Genomic DNA, 19,065 nt, shown 5'->3' with positions numbered 1-19,065 from the left:
GCCGCTGCGTGCTACCTACGTGATTCGGAACTGCCGAGGCAGTGGTGGGTGGTACAGGGTTCGAACCTGTGACCCCCAGCTTGTAAGGCTGGTGCTCTCCCAGCTGAGCTAACCACCCCCGGTCACGTGGCGCTGTATTCTACAGGGGCGGCTTTCAAAGTCAACGCTTTTTGTCACCCGGCGTCGCTACCGCATTCACCAGCGGATTCATTCACTTGGCTGTGGATGGCCGCTGGCGTGCGCGGTCATGAAGGCAACGATGGCGGCAACTCCCTCATCGATCAGCTGTGCCTGACTCCTGCCGCTGGCGCGCCGCGGCTTCCAGTCGTGGTCACCATCCTGCAGCCAGTGCAGTCGCGCGTGCTCGGAGAGTGCATAGCCTGCCACCTCCTCCCGAGTGCCGAAGGGGTCGCGAGTGCCCTGGATCACCAGGGTGGGGCAGGCGAGCCGCGGCCAGTGATCCAGGCGCAGCCGTTCAGGCTTGGCGGGTGGATGAAAGGGATAGCCGCACAGCACCAGGCCCGGGGCACCGTCGCGGGCGGCGAGCAGGCTGGCAACCCTTCCACCCATGGACTTTCCGCCCAGCCACAGGGGAGGCAGCTCAGGGTGTGACAGAAAGTCGCACCAGGCCGCCATCTCCTCGACCAGGCGATCGACACGCGGTGGTGGACGCCGGCGCCCTTCCCGGCGCATCTGCTGGAGATAGGCAAACTCGATGGCCAGGGTCTGTACACCACCTTCGGCCAGGCCGGCGCGCAGCCGTTGCAGGAACGTGGAATCCTGGCCCGCGCCCGCGCCATGGGCGATCAGCAGCCGACCAACCGTCGCCTGGCCGCTTACCTCGAGGGGGCCATCGGGCAGCTGCCAGTGGCCATTCTCGCCTCTCAGCAGCCGCTGGCGACACTCGGCCGGGGTAATGGACGCATAATCCAGGTCGGTATAATGCGACAAGAGATCTCCTTGCGAGTTCTACGATTACGCCGATTGGCGTGTTCAGGATATTGCCCGGCTGGGGTAGAATCCTCCGCGAATTGACTTGCATCATCCTCAGGGAGGCCGCGTCTGTGACAAACTGACGCAGCTTTATCTCCTACCGCGTTCGATGGGAACCCGACATGAGCACAGCACTTGAACACCCGACCTACAACTACAAGGTAGTTCGGCAGTTCGCGATCATGACCGTGGTCTGGGGCATCGTGGGCATGACACTCGGTGTCATCCTCGCCGCCCAGCTGGTCTGGCCGCAACTGAACCTCGATCTGCCCTGGACCAGCTTCGGACGCCTGCGCCCGCTGCATACCAATGCCGTCATCTTCGCCTTCGGCGGCTCGGCACTGTTCGCCACCTCCTACTACGTGGTGCAGCGGACATGCCAGACCCGGCTCTTCTCCGACCGGCTCGCCGCCTTCACCTTCTGGGGCTGGCAGGCGGTGATCCTCTCCGCGGTGGTCTCACTGCCGCTGGGCATGACTACCACCAAGGAGTATGCCGAGCTGGAGTGGCCGATCAACATCCTGATCGCCGTCGTCTGGATCAGCTATGCCATCGTCTTCCTGATGACCATCAAGCGGCGCCAGACCTCCCATATCTATGTGGCCAACTGGTTCTTTGCCGCCTTCATCCTGACCGTGGCGGTGCTGCACATCGTCAACAACGCGGCGATTCCGGTCACCGCCATGTACTCCACCTCCATCTACTCGGGCGCCATCGACGCCATGGTGCAGTGGTGGTATGGGCACAACGCGGTGGGCTTCTTCCTGACCGCCGGCTTCCTGGGCATGATGTACTACTTCGTGCCCAAGCAGGCCGAGCGTCCGGTCTACTCCTACCGGCTCTCCATCGTCCACTTCTGGGCGCTGATCATGGTCTACATGTGGGCCGGCCCGCACCACCTGCACTACACCGCGCTGCCCAACTGGGCTCAGTCGCTGGGCATGATCATGTCGATCATCCTGCTGGCTCCCTCCTGGGGCGGCATGATCAACGGCATGATGACCCTCTCCGGCGCCTGGCATAAGCTGCGCACCGACCCGACCCTGCGCTTCCTGGTGGTGGCCCTCTCCTTCTACGGCATGTCCACCTTCGAGGGCCCGATGATGGCGGTGAAGACCGTCAACGCCCTCTCCCACTACACCGACTGGACCATCGGTCACGTCCACGCCGGCGCCCTGGGCTGGGTGGCGATGATCACCATCGGCTCCATGTACCACCTGATCCCGCGCCTGTTCGGCCGCACCGAGATGCACTCCGTCAACCTGATCGCCGTGCACTTCTGGCTGGCCACCATCGGCACCGTGCTCTATATCGCCTCCATGTGGGTCAACGGTATCCTGCAGGGCCTGATGTGGCGCGCCATCAACCCCGACGGCACCCTGATGTACACCTTCGTCGAGGCCGTCGAGGCCAGCGGCCCGGGCTACATCGTGCGCCTGATCGGCGGCCTGTGCTGGGTCACCGGCATGCTGATCATGGCCTACAACGTCACCATGACCGTCAAGCGCGGTGAGGGTGCTCGCCAGCCGCTTCCGCAGACTGCCTGAGCCTACAGGGAACGAGACTTCCAATGAGACACGAGATCGTCGAAAAGAATGTCGGCCTGCTCGCCGTGCTGATCCTGGTGGTGATCAGTTTCGGCGGCCTGGCCGAGGTGGTACCGCTGTTCTTCCAGAAGCAGACCACACAGCCGGTGGAGGGCCTCGAACCCCTCTCGGCCCTGGAGCTGGAAGGCCGCGATATCTACCGCCGCGAGGGCTGCGTGGGCTGCCACTCCCAGATGGTGCGCCCTTTCCGTGCCGAGACCGAGCGCTACGGCCACTACAGCGTGGCCGGCGAGTCGGTCTACGACCACAACTTCCTGTGGGGTTCCAAGCGTACCGGGCCGGACCTGGCCCGCGTCGGCGGCCGCTACAGCGATGACTGGCACCGCGCCCACATGTACAACCCGCGTGACGTGGTACCCGAGTCGGTGATGCCCGCCTACCCCTGGCTGTTCGAGAACACCCTCGACGGCGAGGACACCCCGAAGAAGATGCGCGCCCTGCGTGCCCTCGGCGTGCCCTACACCGACGAGCAGATCGACAACGCCACCAGTGAGGTTCGCGGCGAGCAGGAGATCACCGCACTGATCGCCTACCTGCAGCAGCTGGGCACCGTCCTCAAGGGCAACTGATCATGGATAGCGGCACCGTAAGCGGCATCGTCACCGGCGTACTGATCGTGGCCTTCATCGGCATCACGGTGTGGGCCTATTCGAAGCGTCGCAAGCCTGACTTCGACGAGGCGGCCAACCTGCCCTTCGCCGACGATGACGAACAACCGAACCGTGACACGAGCGCCTCGCCGAACGGGGCCGATTCCCGCAAGCACAAGGGAGACAGGAACACATGAACAATCTCTGGGGTGACTCCCTTTCCGGGTTCTGGAGCGCCTGGATCATCGTCATCACGCTGGGCTCCATCGGGATTGCCTTCTGGCTGCTCTACGCCAACCGCAAGACCGACAAGACCCCTGATGCCGAGGGCAACGTGGATACCACCGGCCACGCCGCCGATGGCATCGAGGAGTACGACAACCCGCTGCCGCGCTGGTGGTTCCAGCTCTACGTGGGCACCGTGATCTTCGCACTGGGTTACCTGGTGCTCTACCCGGGCCTCGGCAACTTCGCCGGCGTGCTGGGCTGGAGCCAGGAGGGCCAGTGGGAAGAGGAAGTGGCGCGCGCCGAGGAGCGCTTCACGCCGATCTTCGCCCAGTACGAGGAGGTGCCGATCCCCGAGCTGGCCCAGGACGCCGAGGCGATGCAGGTCGCGGAGCGCATCTTCCTCAACAACTGTGCGGTGTGTCACGGTTCAGGCGCCCAGGGCGGCTACGGCTTCCCCAACCTGACCGACGACGAGTGGCTGTACGGTGGCGAGCCGGAGCAGATCATGGCGACCCTCAACAACGGCCGCAACGGCCTGATGCCCTCCTGGCAGCAGCTCGGCCAGGAGAACATCGAGAACGTCACCCAGCACGTGCTGTCACTGTCTGGCCAGGAGCATGAGGCCGAACGTGCCGAGAGCGGTGCGGCGACCTTCGCCTCGGTGTGTGCGGCATGCCACATGCCCGACGGCACCGGCAACCAGGCACTCGGTGCGCCCGACCTGACCAACGATATCTGGCTCTACCAGCAGCCCGGCCAGAGCGTCGCGGACTCCGTGCGCCAGACCCTGCGCAACGGCCGTAACGGCCACATGCCGGCCCAGGCCGCCTATATCGGCGAGGAGCGCGTCCACCTGGTGGCCGCCTACGTCTACAGCCTGCGCGCCCAGGACTGAGGCGACCTGCCATCGGGTGAAGAAAGGGTGCGGCTCCAAGTCGCACCCTTTCTCGTTTGTGCAGCGCATCGATACAATGGATCCCACCTTCCAGACGCGAGCCCGCCATGAGCGACAAGATTCCGACCCACGATGTCACCCCGGATCCCGTGGAGCGTCACAACCCACAGGAAGCCGTCACCCAGGAGATGTACGCGAGCCGCCGCCATATCTACGTGCGCGAGATCAAGGGGTTCTTCCAGCGCCTGCGCCGGGCCTCCAACTGGGTGCTGATGCTGGCCTTCTTCATCCTGCCCTGGGTCCCCTGGGGTGATCGCCCGGCGATCTGGTTCAACCTCCCCGGCCGCGAATTCCATATCTTCTCGGCCACCTTCTATCCCCAGGAGTTCATGCTGCTCTCCTGGCTGCTGATCATTTGCGCCTTCGGCCTGTTCTTCATCACCGTGTTCGCCGGCCGCGTCTGGTGTGGCTACACCTGTCCGCAGAGCGTCTGGACCTTCCTGTTCATCTGGGTGGAACATCGCCTGGAAGGGTCGCGCAACCGCCGCATCAAGCTCGACAAGCAGCCCATGAATGCCGACAAGCTTTGGCGCAAGGGGGCCAAGCACGCCATCTGGCTGGCCATCGCCCTGGCCACCGGCATCACCTTCGTGGGCTACTTCACCCCCATCCGGGAGCTCGTGGTGGAACTGCCGACCCTCGAGGCCCACGGCTGGTCCTACTTCTGGGTGGGCTTCTTCCTGGTCTTCACCTATCTCAACGCCGGCTGGCTGCGCGAGCAGGTGTGCATCTACATGTGCCCCTACGCCCGCTTCCAGTCGGTGATGTTCGACCGCGACACCCTGATCGTCTCCTACGATGAGGCCCGCGGCGAGCCCCGCGGGGCGCGCAAGAAGAGCCTCTCCCACGCCGAGGCCCGGGAGGCAGGCCATGGCGACTGCATCGACTGCGACCTCTGCGTACAGGTCTGCCCCACCGGCATCGACATTCGCGACGGGCTGCAGTACGAGTGCATCACCTGTGCGGCCTGCATCGACGCCTGCGACAGCGTGATGGACAAGATGGGCTACCCCCGCGGGCTGATCCGCTATACCACCGAGAATGCCCTGGAGGGCAAGCCGACCCACATCCTGCGTCCGCGCCTGATGGGCTATCTCGCCGCGCTGCTGGTGATGATCGGGCTCTTCGCCTGGACAGTGGGAGATCGCACACCGCTCTCCTTCGACGTCGAGCGCGACCGTAACCGGCTGTTCCAGACCAGTGCCGACGGGAGCATCAGCAACAGCTATGCCATCACGGTGCGCAACATGGACGCCGAGGCCCACGTGTATCGCCTGGAGGCCTCCGGGCTTCCGGGGCTGACGCTGGATACCGACAGCATCCAGGTACCGGCCAGCGACTCCCGCCAGCGGGTGATCACCATCAGCGCCCCGGGTGATGCCATCGAGCAGCCGAGCCACGCCATTACCCTGCGACTGACCGCCGAACAGTCACCCGATATAACCCTGGAGCGCGAGGCGCGTTTCCTCGGCGACCTGCGGAGATAAGATGAGCGAAGATATCAAGCCCTGGTACAAGCAGTTCTGGCCCTGGTTCCTGATCGGGCTGCTGCTGTCGTCCATCACCTTCAGCCTGGTCTATCTGACACTCTCGATCCGCTACTACGATGGTTCGGTGGGCGGCGATTACTACGAGCGCGGCCTGGCCATCAACGAACAGCTGGCCAAGCAGGAGCACGCCCTGGAGCTGGGGCTCGAGGCCCGTCTGCGGGTCGACAACCGCACCGGCGATGTGGTGGTCGACCTGGAGGGGCCGCGCCAGCCGGAACAGCTGCACCTGGCGCTGATCTTCCCCACCGACAGCGACTTCGACCGCGAGCTGACCCTCCAGCACGTGCGCGAGGGACGCTACGTCACCACCCTGGACGAGCCGCTGCGCCATCGCTGGTACCTGCAGCTGCAGCCCGTGGCCGGAGAAGAGGCCGAATGGCGGCTGACCGGCGAGGCGAGCTTCCCCAGCGACGACGAGGCCGCTCTGGAACCGGGCCTCTAGCCCGGCGCCTGCGACATGACGACCGACACTGCTGACACCTCCCGCGACGCGCCCTGCTATCACTGCGGCAACCCGGTGCCCGCCAGGGCACCCTGGTCGATCACCCTGGATGACACTCGCCATCCGCTGTGCTGTCCCGGCTGCGAGGCGGTGGCCCACGCCATCGTGGATGGCGGGCTGGCCAGCTACTACCGCTTCCGCACCGAGCTGCCGGAGCGCCCCGATGATCGCGACGCCGCCCGGGCCGAGACCTGGGCGGTATTCGACGATCCCGGGCTGCAGCGCCAGTTCGTGCATCCCGAGGGGGACGACAGCGGCCGCGTCCACGCCACCCTGGCGGTGGACGGCATCACCTGTGCCGCTTGCGCCTGGCTGATCGAGCACCGGCTCAATGGCCTCGAGGGCATCGCCGCAAGCGCGGTCAACCTCACCCACCACCGGGTACGCGTCAGCTGGGACCCGAGCCGGGTCACGCTGTCGCGGATCCTCGCCGAGATGGCTGCCATCGGCTACCAGGCCCAGCCCTGGGAGCCCGACGAGGCCCAGGCGCGACTGCAGCGCGAGGAGCGCATGACCGTGCGCCGCCTGATCGTCGCCGCGGTGGGCATGGCCCAGGTGATGATGTTCTCGATTCCCATCTACGTGGCCGGCCCCGGGGAGATCAGCGAGGACTTCCTCGCCCTGTTCCACTGGCTCTCCTTCGCCCTGGCCACCCCGGTGGTGTTCTTCTCCGCGTTGCCGTTCTTCCGCAACGCGCTGCGTGACCTGCGCACCCGGGTGCTGGGCATGGACGTGCCGGTCTCCATCGCCATCGGCGGCGCCTATCTGGCCAGCGGCTATGCGGTGATCAGCGGCATGGGAGAGGTCTACTTCGACTCGGTGGCGATGTTCACCTTCTTCCTGCTCTTCGGGCGCTATGTGGAGGCCCGCGCCCGGCGCCGCAGCGGTCATACCGGCAACGCCCTGGCCGGCGCCCTGCCCCCCTCGGCGATCCGCCTCACCGACGCGGGAGAGGAGCGCATCCTGCCCGCCGGCGAGCTTGCCGCCGATGACCGGGTGCTGGTCAAGCCCGGCCACACCGTGCCCGCCGACGGCGTGGTCGAGGAGGGTGAGTCGAGCCTCGACGAGTCGATGCTCACCGGTGAGTACCTGCCGGTGACCCGGCGTGTGGGTGACACCGTCACCGGTGGCAGCCACAACATGGAGAGCCCGCTGGTCGTGCGCGTGACCCATGCCGGCCGCGACTCCCGAGTCTCCGGCATCGTCGACCTCACCGACCGCGCCTTCGCCAGCCGTCCACGCCTGGCCCAGATGGCCGCGCGCATGGCCCACCTGTTCGTGCTCAGGCTGCTGTTCGTGGCCCTGGGGGTGGCCATCGTGTGGTGGTTCATCGACCCTTCCCGGGTACTATGGGTCACCCTCTCGGTGCTGGTGGTCACCTGCCCCTGCGCCCTTGCCCTGGCGACACCCACCGCCCTCACCGCCGGCCACGGCCAGCTGCGCCGACGCGGCGTGCTGGTCACCCGGGCTGACGCCATCGAGGCACTCTCCCAGGTCGACCGGGTGATCCTCGACAAGACCGGGACCCTGACCACCGGCCGCATGAGTCTGGTGGAGACGCGTCCGCTGGGCGGGCTCGACGCGGCCTCGGCCCGCGTTCTGGCCGCCGCCCTGGAGGCACGCTCCGAACACCCCATCGCGCGGGCCTTCCACCCCTACCGCGATGCGGGCCAACACGCCGAACAGGTCACCAGCCGCCCGGGCAAGGGGCTCGAGGGGCGGCTGGACGGCCGAGCCTGGCGGCTGGGCCGCGCGGACTTCGCCGCCCCGGGAGCCTCCCCGGAGCCCCCCGGAGAGGGCCAGTGGCTGCTGCTGGCCGAGGATGGCGAGCCGCGCTGCTGGTTTCGCCTGCAGGACCAGGTGCGTGACGACGCCGCCGAGACGATAGCCATGCTGCAGGAGCTCGGCCTCGCCGTGGAACTGCTCTCCGGCGACACTCCCGGGGCTGCCGAGGGCCTGGCCAGCCGCCTGGGCATCGCGACCTGGGAGGGCAGCGCCAGCCCCGAACGCAAGCTCGAGCGCATCCGCGAGTGCCAGGCCGAAGGCGAACGGGTCGCCATGGTCGGCGACGGCATCAACGACGTGCCGGTGCTGGCTGGCGCCGACGTGGCCATCGCCATGAACGGTGCCACCGACCTGGCGCGCACCAGCGCCGACGCCATCCTGCTCAGTCCGCGCCTGTCACGCATCGCCGAGGCGGTGGAACTGTGCCGTGCCACCCGTCGGGTGATGCGCCAGAACATGCTATGGTCGGTGGTCTACAACGCCTCGGCGATGCCGTTGGCCGCCATCGGCATCGTGCCCCCCTGGCTGGCCGCCATCGGCATGTCGGCCAGCTCCCTGGTGGTGGTGGGCAATGCCCTGCGCCTCAACCGTTTCCGCAGCCGCCTCGCCGATGCGTCCGCTGCCCCGGCCGCCACGCCCTCGGAGGTCAACCCATGAGCATTCTCTACCTGCTGATCCCGCTGTCGCTGATCCTGCTCGGCCTGGCCGTCTGGGCCTTCTTCTGGGCGGTCAAGCACGACCAGTTCGAGGATCTGGAGGGGCCGGCCTATCGCATCCTCTTCGACGACGACGAGAACGACCGCCCCGCCGAGCGGCGCCCCCCCGAAGAGGCCGACGACACGACGCCGTCGGCCCGTGACCCCGACGACGAGAAGCGTTGATGGACCCTACCGGACTCGACCTGCCGCCCTTCGCCGCGGCCTTCGTCTTCGGCCTGCTGGGCGGCGCCCACTGCATCGGCATGTGCGGCGGCATCATGAGCGCCCTCTCCTTCGCAGTCCCCCCCAGCATGCGCCACCCGGCGCGCCTCACTGGCCTGCTGCTGGGCTACAACCTGGGCCGCATCACCAGCTACATGGTCGCCGGCGCACTGGCGGCGGCGCTCGGCACCCTGCTCTCGCTGACCGCTCCCACCCGCCTCGTCCTGCAGGGCTTCGCCGCTGTGATGCTGATCCTGATGGCGCTGTATATCGCCGACTGGTGGAAGGGCCTGCTGCGGGTGGAGGCGGTGGGCAGGCGCCTGTGGCGCCACCTGGAGCCGGTCGGACGGCGCCTGATGCCGGTGGTCAGGGTGCCCCAGGCGATGGCGCTGGGCGCGGTATGGGGCTGGCTGCCCTGCGGCCTGGTCTACTCGATGCTGGCCTGGAGTCTGGCCATGGCCGACCCGCTGCGCGGCGCATTGCTGATGGGTGCCTTCGGGCTCGGCACCCTGCCGGCACTGCTGGCCACCGGGCTCGCCGCCCGCCAGCTGGCCGGCCTGATTCGCCACCCGGCTACCCGCAGCATCGCTGCACTGACGATCATCGCCTTCGCACTCTGGCAGCTGTGGCAGCTGCTCCCGGGAGGCGGAGCCCATCTCGGCTGACGACTATTCCACATGGGATTGACGTAGCTCAACGCTTGCCTGGCCGTGGCACCCTAGCATGAGGAGCATGTTCACGACCCGGAGTCGCCCCATGTCCGTTCACGCCAAGCGCACTGCCTTCCAAGGGGCCTCGAGACCGCCTCGAGAGCCGCTGTCCGGCGCGGGTGATCTGGTATCGGCTACCGAGGTCGCCTATCCCGCGCCCCACCACTATCATGAGGGCGTCGGAGCCCCGGAGCTGGAGTCGGCCCTCGCCGATCGCCCGGCAGCGGCCTCCCTGGCGGTAAAGGTGCGCCTGCCCTTCTGCCGTCACGCCTGCCGCTTCTGCGCCAGCCAGTGTGTACCTTCCCACGACAGCCGCCAGGCCGAACCCTACCTGTCGCGACTCGACCGCGAGATGGTACTGGCCCGGCGCCGGCTGAGCGGACTGCCCCCGGTGTCACGCCTGCACTGGGGCGGTGGGACGCCGGCATTCCTCGCCCTGGACCAGATGAGCGACCTCTTCGACCGCCTGGACGCCCGCCTGGGGCTCTCCGCCGCCCGGGATCGCGACTTCAGTATCGAGCTCGACCCCCGCGAGGCCGACATGCTCACCCTTCGCCACTTGCAGGCGCTGGGTTTCAACCGCCTAAGCCTGGGCGTGCAGGAGCTCGACTCCCGGGTACAGCAGGCGATCAACCGTATCCAGCCCCGGGCACTGACCGAGGCACTGGTCGACGAAGCCGACCGCCTGGGCTTTAGGGAGCTGACGCTGTCGCTGATGCTCGGCCTGCCCTTCCAGACACCGCAGGGCCTCGCCGATACCCTCGAGCAGGTACTCGGCATGGCCCCGGCACGCATCCGCCTCCATCGCTACGACCACCGCCCTGAGCGTCACCTGGCCCAGCGCGCCATCCATCGCGACTGGCTACCCGACGCGGCGACGCGCCGCCGGCTGCTGACCGAGGCACGTGCCCACCTGGACGCAGCCGGCTACGTGCATATCGGCCTCGGCCTCTTCGCGCGTCGCGACGACCGCCTGGCCCAGGCCCGCGCCAGCGGTAATCTGGGGCATGGCCCGCTGGGCTTTACCCAGGGTCCCGCCGGTGACCTGCTGGGGCTCGGCATGGGTGCCCACAGCCGCATTGGTGAGCTCTGGGTTCGCAACGCCGACACCCTGGCGGGCTACGAGGGGGCTCTGGATGCCAGCCGTCTGCCCACTGCATGCGGAATCCGCCTGACCCCCGACCAGCAGCATCACCAGGCGACACTCGAGGCACTGCTCTGCAGCCGTTCCATCGACCCTGCCACGCTGTCGACAGGCGCCGATCTCGAGGCACTGTGTACCGAGGGGCTGGTCGACCTCTCGGGCGGCCGGATGGCACTGACCGCCGAAGGGCACTGGCAACTGCCCCGCATCCTCGAGGCACTCGCCCCCCCGCCGGGCCCCTGACGCTCCCTTCGGGACCGCAATGCTCTTGATCCCCTGCCCAGGGTGGTTTGCCCTGCCCGCGGTTTGCTCCATAATGGGCCGATGACCACGATCAAGAAGGAAAGGGCCATGGCGGATACCCTCACCGGCCGACGGCGTTCGGTGCTGCAGGAGACGCGCTGTCAGACCTGCAGCCTCAGCTCGCTCTGCCTGCCTCTGGCACTGGAGGTGGAGGACATGGACCAGTTCGATGCCATCATCCGGCGCCGCGCACCACTCAAGAAGGGCGAGGCATTGTTCCGCCAGGACAGCCCCTTCACCAGCGTGTTCGCGGTTCGCTCGGGCAGCCTCAAGCAGGTGACCACCGAGGGCAGCGGCGATGACCAGCTGACCAATTTCTACCTGCCCAGCGAGCTGGTGGGCCTCGACGGCATCGACGAGCAACACTATCCGGGCACCGTGGTGGCACTGGAGACCACCACCGTCTGCGAGATCCCCTTCGATCGTCTCGACCACCTCTCGGAGTCGCTGCCGGAGCTGCGCGGCCAGCTCTACCGCAGCATGAGCAAGGAGCTGCGTGACGACCGCCGCATGATGCGCCTGCTGTCACGCAAGACCGCCGACCAGCGCCTGGCGAGCTTCTTCACCAGCCTCTCGGAGCGCTTCCGCCGCCGCGGCTACTCCCCCTACAGCTTCCGCCTCTCCATGTCGCGGGCCGATATCGGCAACTACCTGGGCCTGGCGGTGGAGACAGTGAGCCGCATCCTCGGTCGCTTCCAGACCCAGGGCCTGGTGGCCGTCTCCGGCCGGGAGGTCAATATCCTCGACCTGCCGGCGCTCACCCGCCTGGCCGAGGAAGAGGGTGCGCACTGAAGCTGCAAGGCGGCATGAGGAGCCAGCCAACAGGTGTATCGCAATGACTCGTAGCGAGAGGCGCCGGGGACTGGTCGTAGAGGGGGTCCGAGGACCAGGGATGGCCGAGGTAGCGCCCATGGACGGGTTCACAGCGCCCCCTCGAAGGCCAGTCGCCGGAACAGCCTTGAGCGAGTCAGCCATCGGCGATAGCGCTTAGTCAGGGGGTTCCTTGAAGGTCACTGCTTGTCGCTGACCTACTCGTTCAAGATATCGATTCGGTTGGCCTGCATGCGCGTCTGCTTCTCTTCCAGACCGGCGAAGTCGAAGAGATCGCGGTCGGCGAGTTGCGAGGGGGCGACGTTGGTCACCGCCTTGAACATGCTCTCCAGGCGTCCCGGGTGCTTCGCCTCCCATTCCGCCAGCATCTCCTTGACCACCTGGCGCTGCAGGTTGGGCTGGGAGCCACACAGGTTGCAGGGGATGATCGGGAAGGCCATCTGCCGGGAAAACTCGGCGATATCCGCCTCGCGGCAGTAGGCCAGCGGCCGGATCACCATGTTGCGGCCATCGTCGGAGAGCAGCTTGGGTGGCATCGCCTTGAGGCTGCCACCGAAGAACATGTTGAGGAACAGCGTCTCGAGAATATCCTCGCGGTGGTGGCCCAGAGCGATCTTGGTGGCGCCGATCTCCTCGGCGAAGCCATACAGGGAGCCACGACGCAGCCGCGAGCAGAGCGCGCAGGTGGTCTTGCCCTCGGGGGTCTTCTCCTTGACCACCGAGTAGGTGTCGCGTTCGAGGATGTGGTACTCGACGCCCGTGCCCTCCAGGTACTCGGGCAGCACGTGTTCGGGGAAACCGGGCTGCTTCTGATCGAGGTTGACCGCCACCAGCGAGAAGGCCACGGGGGCATTGCGCTGCAGGCTGCGCAGGATCTCGAGCAGGGTGTAGCTGTCCTTGCCTCCGGAGAGGCAGACCATCACCCGATCTCCCTCATGGATCATCCCGTAGTCGATGATGGCGTTGCCCACCTGGCGCCGAAGGCGCTTGTGCAGCTTGTTGAACTCGCGCTTCGCCCGGGCATCGGGAGGCTCGGTGCTCTCAGGGGTGACGGGCTCTTGCGGGGCGCTCCCTTGCGTGGCGGAAGCGAGGGCGCGGGGGTCGAAGGTCACGGCGTCTTGCATGGGTCTTGGCGCTGCCAGTGCGGGCGGAAATGGAGAGGTCGCCATCCTACCATCGGCGACGCCCCCAGGCGACGCCGATGGCCCTCAGGCCAGCTGGTCGCCGGCGTCCTGGCCCCTCTCCAGGCGCAGGAACATCAGCGCGGTGGTCACGGCATCGCCCAGGGCGGTGTGACGCCCCATCACCGGCACGCCGAGGCGCTCCGCCACCCGCTCGAAGCGCGGCTGGCCGTCGATCTCCGGGTGTCGACGACGCAACCGGCGGCGCCACAGCTGGGCAACGTCCACGGTGGCGTTGGGCAGTTCGAAGCCGAAGCGCGGACGCAGCTCGCGGTTGAGGATCGCCAGATCGAATCCCAGATGCCAGCCCACCAGCGGGCGATTGCCGACGAAGTCGAGCAGCCGCTCCAGGGCCGCGTCAAGGCTCTCGCCGTTATCGAGATCCATGCCGCGCAGGCCGTGAATGCGGATGGAGTCACCGGTCAGCGAGTCGGGGCGCCTCAGGCGCAGATCCAGGGAGTCGCTGGTCAGGATGCGGTCGCCACGCACCCGCACCGCGGCGATCGACACCAGCTCGGCGCTGCGGGTATCCAGGCTGGTGGTCTCGGTGTCTATCACCACCATCTCGTCCCCGGTATAGGGGTGAAACAGCCAGGCGTACTCGCCGTTGGCATGGCGTCGTCGGTCCGCGACGCGCCTCAGGACCTTGAGCATGACGGTCTCCTTGTGTCGTTGTCGTTCCGTCGGTTCATGAGTATTCCAGGTGGAAACGATGCGAGAGGCGCTGCTTGAAGTCCTTGACGATATGCAACGCCTCGCGCAGCAGGTCGCGCTCCAGCGACGAAAGCTCCTGAACCACGACCCGGTCGGGGTTACGGCTCTCGTCTTCGCCCTCGCGCCGGGCCAGCTGCTGCTTGAGGCGCAGCTCGGTGAACAGCGACAGCGCCTCGGCCAGGTCTTCGGCGAAGCGCGGCTCCAGACGGCCGTCGGCGGCCAGGGCCTCCAGGCGCTCCAGGGTCGAGGTGGGCCGGATGCCGCGCTCCAGGGCCATTACCCGCACCCCGTGGACGATGGGGAAGATGCCGCCCTTCTTGATATCGATGCCGTGCTGGGGCCGCTTGAGCGAGCCAAACAGGGTCAGCGGTGTGGAGAAGCGCAGGATGGTACGGGCGAAGTAGGAGAGCAGCAGTTCGTTGCCGGCACACTGGGCGAAGAGATCATCACGCACGCGGTCGAGCAGCGCCGGGTTACCCGCCACCGCATGGGAGTCGAGCATGATGGCGAGCTTCATCAGGCTGTCGCCGTCGCGGGCCTCGATCCAGCGGGCGATGCGCTGTTTCCACTGGCTGACCGTGCCCACCCATTCGGGATTGGAGACCATGATATTGCCGGGACAGGGCGGATAGCCCAGCTCGATCAAGGTGTCGGTCAGACGCTGCATCTGCTCGGCGCAGTCGGGCCAGTCGAGGTCATCGGCCAGGATCAGGCCATTGTCCTGGTCGGTCTTGAGGATCTGCTCACCGCGCCCCTCGCTGCCCATCACCATCAGGCAGCTGTCGCCTTGGTAGCGCTCATCCACCAGGAAGCCCCAGGCCTTGTTGATGATTCGCCCGTTGAGGGCCGCCAGCAGCCCCATGGCGAAGCGCAGCTTGACCCCCTGGGCCATCAGCGCGCTGACCAGCTCGGGCGTGCGGCGACTGGCGGCGGCCAGCGCCTCGAGGCTCTCCGCCTGCTCCACCTGGAGGCTGACCACGTAGCTGCGGCTGGAGAAGTAGCTGAGCACGTCGGTCAGCTCCACCACCCCCACCGGTGTCTCCCCCTTCACCACCACCACCCGCTCCACCTTGTGGCGGGTCATGATCACCAGTGCCTCGAACAGGTACTGGCCCGGCGTCACCGTGATCAACTCGGCCCGCCCCAGCCCCTCCAGCGGAGAGTCGCGGCCACGCTCGTCCACCACCAGGGCATTGAGCAGGTCGGTCTTGGTGACCATGCCGTGGCCACCGTCACGCGCCACCAGCAACGAATCGGCACGTCGCTCATTGATGGTGGCCACCGCCTCGGCGATGGTCGTGGCGGCGGGCACCACCAGTGGCTCGCGCATGCACTCGTCCACCGCCGCCAGCATGAAACCGGCCATGGTCACCCCGCCCTCGGCACGCTGCTCGGTAAGCAGACGGGCCTTGTGGGCCAGGGTCTGGCGGAAGAACTCGGCGAACGGCGGGCAGTCGTCGCAAAGCTCGAGAAAAAGCGCCTTGGGCAGCAGGTAGCAGAGACTCTCCTGCTCGGCGCGGAAGCGATAGCGGCTCTTGCCGTTGAGGATGCTGATGGCGCCGAACAGGTCGCCCTGGGTGTAATGACCGAGGCGTTCCCGGGCCGCGGGCTGGGTGGTGTCGATCTCGGCCACCTCGCCCTTGTGGATAATGAAGACATACTCGCCGGGCTGGCCGGCCTCGAGGATGATCTCGTCGCGGTCGAAGTAGGCCAGATCGACACCCTGACGCACGCGCTCGCGACCGGCGTCGTCGAGCAGCGTGAAAGGCGGCTGGGAAAGATCGAGATCGACCATGGCTGGACCTCACGGATCGACCGCCACTGAGAGAAAGCCCCCGGAATTCGCACGACGGCGACCCGGGCTCCCTTACAGCGGAGGTATTGTTATTGGTGTCCGCAGGCATGATCGGCTGTCGACGAAGCCGATGACACATCGGGACTTGGCTGAAGCATAACAACCACGACACCTCGCCGATAAGCTAGACCAACGTATCGACCTGCCGCCGTTTAGACCAATGTCCCACCCTCTTCTTTCAGCCTAGACAAAGGTACAAGGAGCGCAGGATATACCATGGTTCTATCCCGCCACCGAGCCTCCCGACATTTCACGAAAAGCACCAACCCAAGTATTTGTAATATAGGTATTTTTATAAAATTCGTTGAATAGCTTTATTCTCATGATACGAAAGTCTGGGATTCATTTTTGCCCCTCATTGACCACTATCCACCTGCGTCATACAGGGCAATCGCACGACACCAATGCGTCTCACGGCCGGGGGCGTGCGATTGCCCTGGTGATCCTTCAACCCACGACTGCACAAGTTCCCTAGCTCAACAACAAGTGGAGAACACGACATGGCAGAAGAGAAAGTCGACTCAACAGAGTACTGGAAGGCCAACGTGCGCCTGATCGCAGGCTGCCTGGTCGTCTGGGCCTTCGTCTCCTACGGCTGCGCCATCCTGTTCCGGCCACTGCTCGCCGGCATCCCGGTAGGCGGTACCGACCTGGGCTTCTGGTTCGCCCAGCAGGGTTCGATCCTGACATTCATTTGCCTGATCTTCTTCTACGCCTGGCGAATGAACCAACTCGACAAGAAATTCGGACTCGGGGAGTAAGACAGCATGAGTCAATTTGCCATCAACCTGCTGTTCGTAGGGGCCTCGTTTGCCCTCTACATCGGCATCGCGATCTGGGCCCGAGCGGGCTCGACCAAGGACTTCTATGTGGCGGGCGGCGGCGTCCATCCGATCACCAACGGCATGGCCACCGCCGCCGACTGGATGTCCGCCGCGTCGTTCATCTCCATGGCCGGCCTGCTGGCTTCCGGCGGCTATGCCAACTCCACCTTCCTGATGGGCTGGACCGGCGGCTACGTCATCCTGGCCATGCTGCTGGCGCCCTACCTGCGCAAGTTCGGCAAGTTCACGGTGCCGGACTTCATCGGTGACCGCTTCTACAGCAACGCCGCACGCCTGGTGGCCGTCATCTGCCTGATCGTCGCCTCGGTGACCTACGTCATCGGCCAGATGACCGGTGCCGGCGTGGCCTTCTCGCGCTTCCTCGAGGTCTCCAACACCTGGGGCATCTGGATCGCGGCCTTCATCGTGTTCCTGTATGCGGTCTTCGGCGGCATGAAGGGCATCACCTACACCCAGGTGGCCCAGTACATCGTGCTGATCATCGCCTACACCATCCCGGCGGTGTTCATCGCCATGCAGCTGACCGGCAACCCGATCCCCATGTTCGGCATGTTCAGCACCCACACCGAGTCCGGCTTACCGCTGCTGGAGAAGCTCGATGATGTGGTCAACGCCCTGGGCTTCCGCGACTACACGGCGGACGTCGACAACAAGCTCAACATGGTGCTGTTCACCCTGTCGCTGATGGTGGGTACCGCGGGCCTGCCCCACGTCATCATCCGCTTCTTCACCGTGCCCAAGGTGGCCGATGCTCGCTGGTCCGCCGGCTGGGCGCTGGTGTTCATCGCCCTGCTCTACCTCACCGCACCGGCTGTGGGCTCCATGGCACGCCTGAACCTCGCCACCACGGTCTATCCGGAGATGGCCGGCCAGGTCGAGGACTACGAGGCCGCCGCCAGCAATGCGCTGGTCTACGAGGAGCGCCCGGGATGGATTCGCACCTGGGAGGAGACCGGCCTGATCAACTTCGAGGACAAGAACGACGACGGCCGCATCCAGCTCTATAACGACGGCAACGCCGACTTCGCCGACACCGCCGAGGCGCGTGGCTGGGCAGGCAGCGAGCTGACCGTCAACAACGACATCCTGGTACTCGCCAACCCCGAGATCGCCAACCTGCCCCCGTGGGTCATCGGCCTGATCGCCGCCGGCGGTATCGCGGCTGCCCTCTCCACCGCGGCGGGCCTGCTGCTGGCCATCTCCTCGGCGATCAGTCACGACCTGATCAAGACCATGATCAACCCGAAGATCACCGAGAAGGGCGAGATGCTGGCCGCACGGATCTCCATGGCGGGCGCCATCCTGCTGGCCACCTACCTGGGCCTCAACCCGCCGGGCTTCGCCGCCCAGACGGTGGCCCTGGCCTTCGGTATCGCCGGCGCCTCGCTGTTCCCGGCGCTGATGATGGGGATCTTCTCCAAGCGGGTGAACAACAAGGGCGCCGTGGCGGGCATGCTGACCGGCCTGATCGCCACCCTGCTCTACATCTTCACCTACCTGGGCTGGTTCTTCATTCCCGAGACCAACATGCTGGCCAACACCCCGGACAACTGGATCCTGGGCATCTCGCCGCTCTCCTTCGGCGCGGTGGGTGCGATCTTCAACTTCACGGTGGCCTACCTGGTATCCACCGCCACCGAAGAGCCCCCGCAGGAGATCCAGGACCTGGTGGAGAGCGTCCGCTATCCCAAGGGTGCTGGTGCCGCAACCGAGCACTGACGTCTCGGCACCGACTGGGCCATAATGGCCCCCTGGCCCGGCTCGCCGGGCCAGTAACTCCCTACCGATCGGGCTTCCCTTGGGAAGCCCGATCTCTTTGAGAAAAGGTGAACCATGATTTGGCACTTGATTGGGGCGATCTTCGCCGGCCTCGGGGCGGCGGGCATCGGCCTGCTGCTGCGCAAGGTCAGTGGCAAGCGCCTGCCGCGCTGGATCATCCCCGCACTGGGCGGCCTGGGGATGCTCGGTTACCAGATCCAGACGGAGTACAGCTGGTACGAGCACAAGCGCTCGCTGCTGCCGGAAAGCGCCCGCGTCGTCCAGGCCGAGCAGGACGCCATGTTCTGGCGCCCCTGGACCTACCTCTTCCCCATGACCACCGCCTTCAGCGTGGTCGACGAGCAGGGCATGACGGTCCAGGAGCAGGATGGCGAGAAACGGGTCGAATTCCTGCTCTACCGCTTCGAGAAGCAGGCCCAGGACAGTGTCAGCCACCAGACCTGGCTGATGAACTGCGCCACCCGCGAGACCCTGCCCTTGGCGGGCGAGTCGCGCCAGCCACAGCTGGACGCCCTGCGACGCCTGACGGCGGAGGCCCCGCTCTACCGCGCCGTCTGTGTAGAGACCGACTGA

Annotated in this window: 18 protein-coding genes and 1 tRNA gene; 14 read left to right on the top strand and 5 right to left on the bottom strand. The window is 66.3% G+C overall.

Going from position 1 to position 19,065, the window contains the following annotated elements:
• Positions 1-42 precede the first annotated feature (42 nt).
• Positions 43-118: transfer RNA gene (locus GRB96_RS05740), tRNA-Val, on the bottom strand.
• A gap of 89 nt (positions 119-207) precedes the next feature.
• On the bottom strand, positions 208-951 hold the full coding sequence (locus GRB96_RS05735) for an alpha/beta family hydrolase (protein WP_338074014.1): 744 nt from the start codon (positions 949-951) through the stop codon (positions 208-210).
• A 164-nt stretch (positions 952-1,115) separates the two neighbouring features.
• Between GRB96_RS05735 and ccoN the strand changes: the two genes are divergently transcribed.
• The 11 genes from ccoN to fnr all read left to right on the top strand — a co-directional run bounded on the left by ccoN (position 1,116) and on the right by fnr (position 12,079).
• Positions 1,116-2,540, top strand: a complete 1,425-nt coding sequence (gene ccoN, locus GRB96_RS05730; RefSeq protein WP_161431247.1) for a cytochrome-c oxidase, cbb3-type subunit I — start codon at positions 1,116-1,118, stop codon at positions 2,538-2,540.
• 23 nt (positions 2,541-2,563) lie between these two features.
• On the top strand, positions 2,564-3,169 hold the full coding sequence (gene ccoO / locus GRB96_RS05725; RefSeq protein WP_161431246.1) for a cytochrome-c oxidase, cbb3-type subunit II: 606 nt from the start codon (positions 2,564-2,566) through the stop codon (positions 3,167-3,169).
• Between the two features lie 2 nt (positions 3,170-3,171).
• The gene (locus tag GRB96_RS05720) at positions 3,172-3,387 is read left to right on the top strand and encodes a cbb3-type cytochrome oxidase subunit 3 (RefSeq protein WP_161431245.1); all 216 of its coding nucleotides are present in this window, start codon (positions 3,172-3,174) and stop codon (positions 3,385-3,387) included.
• Positions 3,384-4,313 (top strand): cytochrome-c oxidase, cbb3-type subunit III, encoded by a 930-nt coding sequence (ccoP, locus tag GRB96_RS05715; RefSeq protein WP_161431244.1) that lies wholly within the window; start codon positions 3,384-3,386, stop codon positions 4,311-4,313. Before GRB96_RS05720 ends, ccoP begins: the two co-directional genes overlap by 4 nt.
• Before the next feature lie 107 nt (positions 4,314-4,420).
• Entirely contained in the window at positions 4,421-5,860 is a 1,440-nt protein-coding gene (gene ccoG / locus GRB96_RS05710) for a cytochrome c oxidase accessory protein CcoG (RefSeq protein WP_240894132.1), read from the top strand.
• A 1-nt stretch (position 5,861) separates the two neighbouring features.
• On the top strand, positions 5,862-6,365 hold the full coding sequence (locus GRB96_RS05705; RefSeq protein ID WP_161431243.1) for a FixH family protein: 504 nt from the start codon (positions 5,862-5,864) through the stop codon (positions 6,363-6,365).
• A 15-nt stretch (positions 6,366-6,380) separates the two neighbouring features.
• Positions 6,381-8,867: a heavy metal translocating P-type ATPase gene (locus GRB96_RS05700; protein WP_161431242.1), complete on the top strand. Its 2,487-nt coding sequence runs from the start codon at positions 6,381-6,383 to the stop codon at positions 8,865-8,867.
• On the top strand, positions 8,864-9,091 hold the full coding sequence (gene ccoS, locus GRB96_RS05695) for a cbb3-type cytochrome oxidase assembly protein CcoS (RefSeq protein ID WP_161431241.1): 228 nt from the start codon (positions 8,864-8,866) through the stop codon (positions 9,089-9,091). Before GRB96_RS05700 ends, ccoS begins: the two co-directional genes overlap by 4 nt.
• Positions 9,091-9,795: a sulfite exporter TauE/SafE family protein gene (locus tag GRB96_RS05690; RefSeq protein WP_161431240.1), complete on the top strand. Its 705-nt coding sequence runs from the start codon at positions 9,091-9,093 to the stop codon at positions 9,793-9,795. The genes ccoS and GRB96_RS05690 overlap by 1 nt, the downstream gene beginning before the upstream one ends.
• Before the next feature lie 91 nt (positions 9,796-9,886).
• The gene (locus tag GRB96_RS05685) at positions 9,887-11,227 is read left to right on the top strand and encodes a radical SAM protein (protein ID WP_161431239.1); all 1,341 of its coding nucleotides are present in this window, start codon (positions 9,887-9,889) and stop codon (positions 11,225-11,227) included.
• 108 nt (positions 11,228-11,335) lie between these two features.
• Positions 11,336-12,079, top strand: a complete 744-nt coding sequence (fnr, locus tag GRB96_RS05680) for a fumarate/nitrate reduction transcriptional regulator Fnr (RefSeq protein WP_161431238.1) — start codon at positions 11,336-11,338, stop codon at positions 12,077-12,079.
• A gap of 236 nt (positions 12,080-12,315) precedes the next feature.
• Here fnr and ttcA read toward each other — a convergent pair whose 3' ends face one another.
• From ttcA to GRB96_RS05665, 3 genes are all read right to left on the bottom strand, one after another.
• A complete protein-coding gene (ttcA, locus tag GRB96_RS05675; RefSeq protein WP_161431237.1) occupies positions 12,316-13,242 on the bottom strand; it encodes a tRNA 2-thiocytidine(32) synthetase TtcA in 927 nt (308 codons plus the stop codon).
• Between the two features lie 84 nt (positions 13,243-13,326).
• Positions 13,327-13,953 (bottom strand): 3'-5' exonuclease, encoded by a 627-nt coding sequence (locus GRB96_RS05670; protein WP_161431236.1) that lies wholly within the window; start codon positions 13,951-13,953, stop codon positions 13,327-13,329.
• A 34-nt stretch (positions 13,954-13,987) separates the two neighbouring features.
• Complete coding sequence (locus GRB96_RS05665) at positions 13,988-15,808, bottom strand: DUF294 nucleotidyltransferase-like domain-containing protein (RefSeq protein ID WP_161431235.1); 1,821 nt, start codon at positions 15,806-15,808, stop codon at positions 13,988-13,990.
• 560 nt (positions 15,809-16,368) lie between these two features.
• Here GRB96_RS05665 and GRB96_RS05660 point away from each other — a divergent pair.
• The 3 genes from GRB96_RS05660 (at position 16,369) to GRB96_RS05650 (ending at position 19,065) form a co-directional block, all read left to right on the top strand.
• The gene (locus tag GRB96_RS05660; protein WP_161431234.1) at positions 16,369-16,629 is read left to right on the top strand and encodes a DUF4212 domain-containing protein; all 261 of its coding nucleotides are present in this window, start codon (positions 16,369-16,371) and stop codon (positions 16,627-16,629) included.
• Between the two features lie 6 nt (positions 16,630-16,635).
• The gene (locus GRB96_RS05655) at positions 16,636-18,432 is read left to right on the top strand and encodes a sodium:solute symporter family protein (protein ID WP_161431233.1); all 1,797 of its coding nucleotides are present in this window, start codon (positions 16,636-16,638) and stop codon (positions 18,430-18,432) included.
• A 114-nt stretch (positions 18,433-18,546) separates the two neighbouring features.
• On the top strand, positions 18,547-19,065 hold the full coding sequence (locus tag GRB96_RS05650; protein WP_161431232.1) for a hypothetical protein: 519 nt from the start codon (positions 18,547-18,549) through the stop codon (positions 19,063-19,065).

Source organism: Halomonas alimentaria, assembly GCF_009902005.1.
GTDB lineage: Bacteria > Pseudomonadota > Gammaproteobacteria > Pseudomonadales > Halomonadaceae > Halomonas > Halomonas alimentaria.
Note: the sequence above shows the minus strand (reverse complement) of the source record. Positions and strands in the feature narration are given on the sequence as shown.

Coding starts and splice junctions, on each gene's coding strand:
- ccoP (WP_161431244.1), top strand. CDS start 3,384: ATGAACAATCTCTGGGGTGACTCCCTTTCCGGGTTCTGGAGCGCCTGG.
- fnr (WP_161431238.1), top strand. CDS start 11,336: ATGGCGGATACCCTCACCGGCCGACGGCGTTCGGTGCTGCAGGAGACG.
- GRB96_RS05700 (WP_161431242.1), top strand. CDS start 6,381: ATGACGACCGACACTGCTGACACCTCCCGCGACGCGCCCTGCTATCAC.
- GRB96_RS05685 (WP_161431239.1), top strand. CDS start 9,887: ATGTCCGTTCACGCCAAGCGCACTGCCTTCCAAGGGGCCTCGAGACCG.
- ccoG (WP_240894132.1), top strand. CDS start 4,421: ATGAGCGACAAGATTCCGACCCACGATGTCACCCCGGATCCCGTGGAG.
- ccoN (WP_161431247.1), top strand. CDS start 1,116: ATGAGCACAGCACTTGAACACCCGACCTACAACTACAAGGTAGTTCGG.
- ttcA (WP_161431237.1), bottom strand. CDS start 13,242: ATGCAAGACGCCGTGACCTTCGACCCCCGCGCCCTCGCTTCCGCCACG.
- GRB96_RS05720 (WP_161431245.1), top strand. CDS start 3,172: ATGGATAGCGGCACCGTAAGCGGCATCGTCACCGGCGTACTGATCGTG.
- GRB96_RS05705 (WP_161431243.1), top strand. CDS start 5,862: ATGAGCGAAGATATCAAGCCCTGGTACAAGCAGTTCTGGCCCTGGTTC.
- GRB96_RS05670 (WP_161431236.1), bottom strand. CDS start 13,953: ATGCTCAAGGTCCTGAGGCGCGTCGCGGACCGACGACGCCATGCCAAC.
- ccoO (WP_161431246.1), top strand. CDS start 2,564: ATGAGACACGAGATCGTCGAAAAGAATGTCGGCCTGCTCGCCGTGCTG.
- GRB96_RS05660 (WP_161431234.1), top strand. CDS start 16,369: ATGGCAGAAGAGAAAGTCGACTCAACAGAGTACTGGAAGGCCAACGTG.
- ccoS (WP_161431241.1), top strand. CDS start 8,864: ATGAGCATTCTCTACCTGCTGATCCCGCTGTCGCTGATCCTGCTCGGC.
- GRB96_RS05665 (WP_161431235.1), bottom strand. CDS start 15,808: ATGGTCGATCTCGATCTTTCCCAGCCGCCTTTCACGCTGCTCGACGAC.
- GRB96_RS05650 (WP_161431232.1), top strand. CDS start 18,547: ATGATTTGGCACTTGATTGGGGCGATCTTCGCCGGCCTCGGGGCGGCG.
- GRB96_RS05690 (WP_161431240.1), top strand. CDS start 9,091: ATGGACCCTACCGGACTCGACCTGCCGCCCTTCGCCGCGGCCTTCGTC.
- GRB96_RS05655 (WP_161431233.1), top strand. CDS start 16,636: ATGAGTCAATTTGCCATCAACCTGCTGTTCGTAGGGGCCTCGTTTGCC.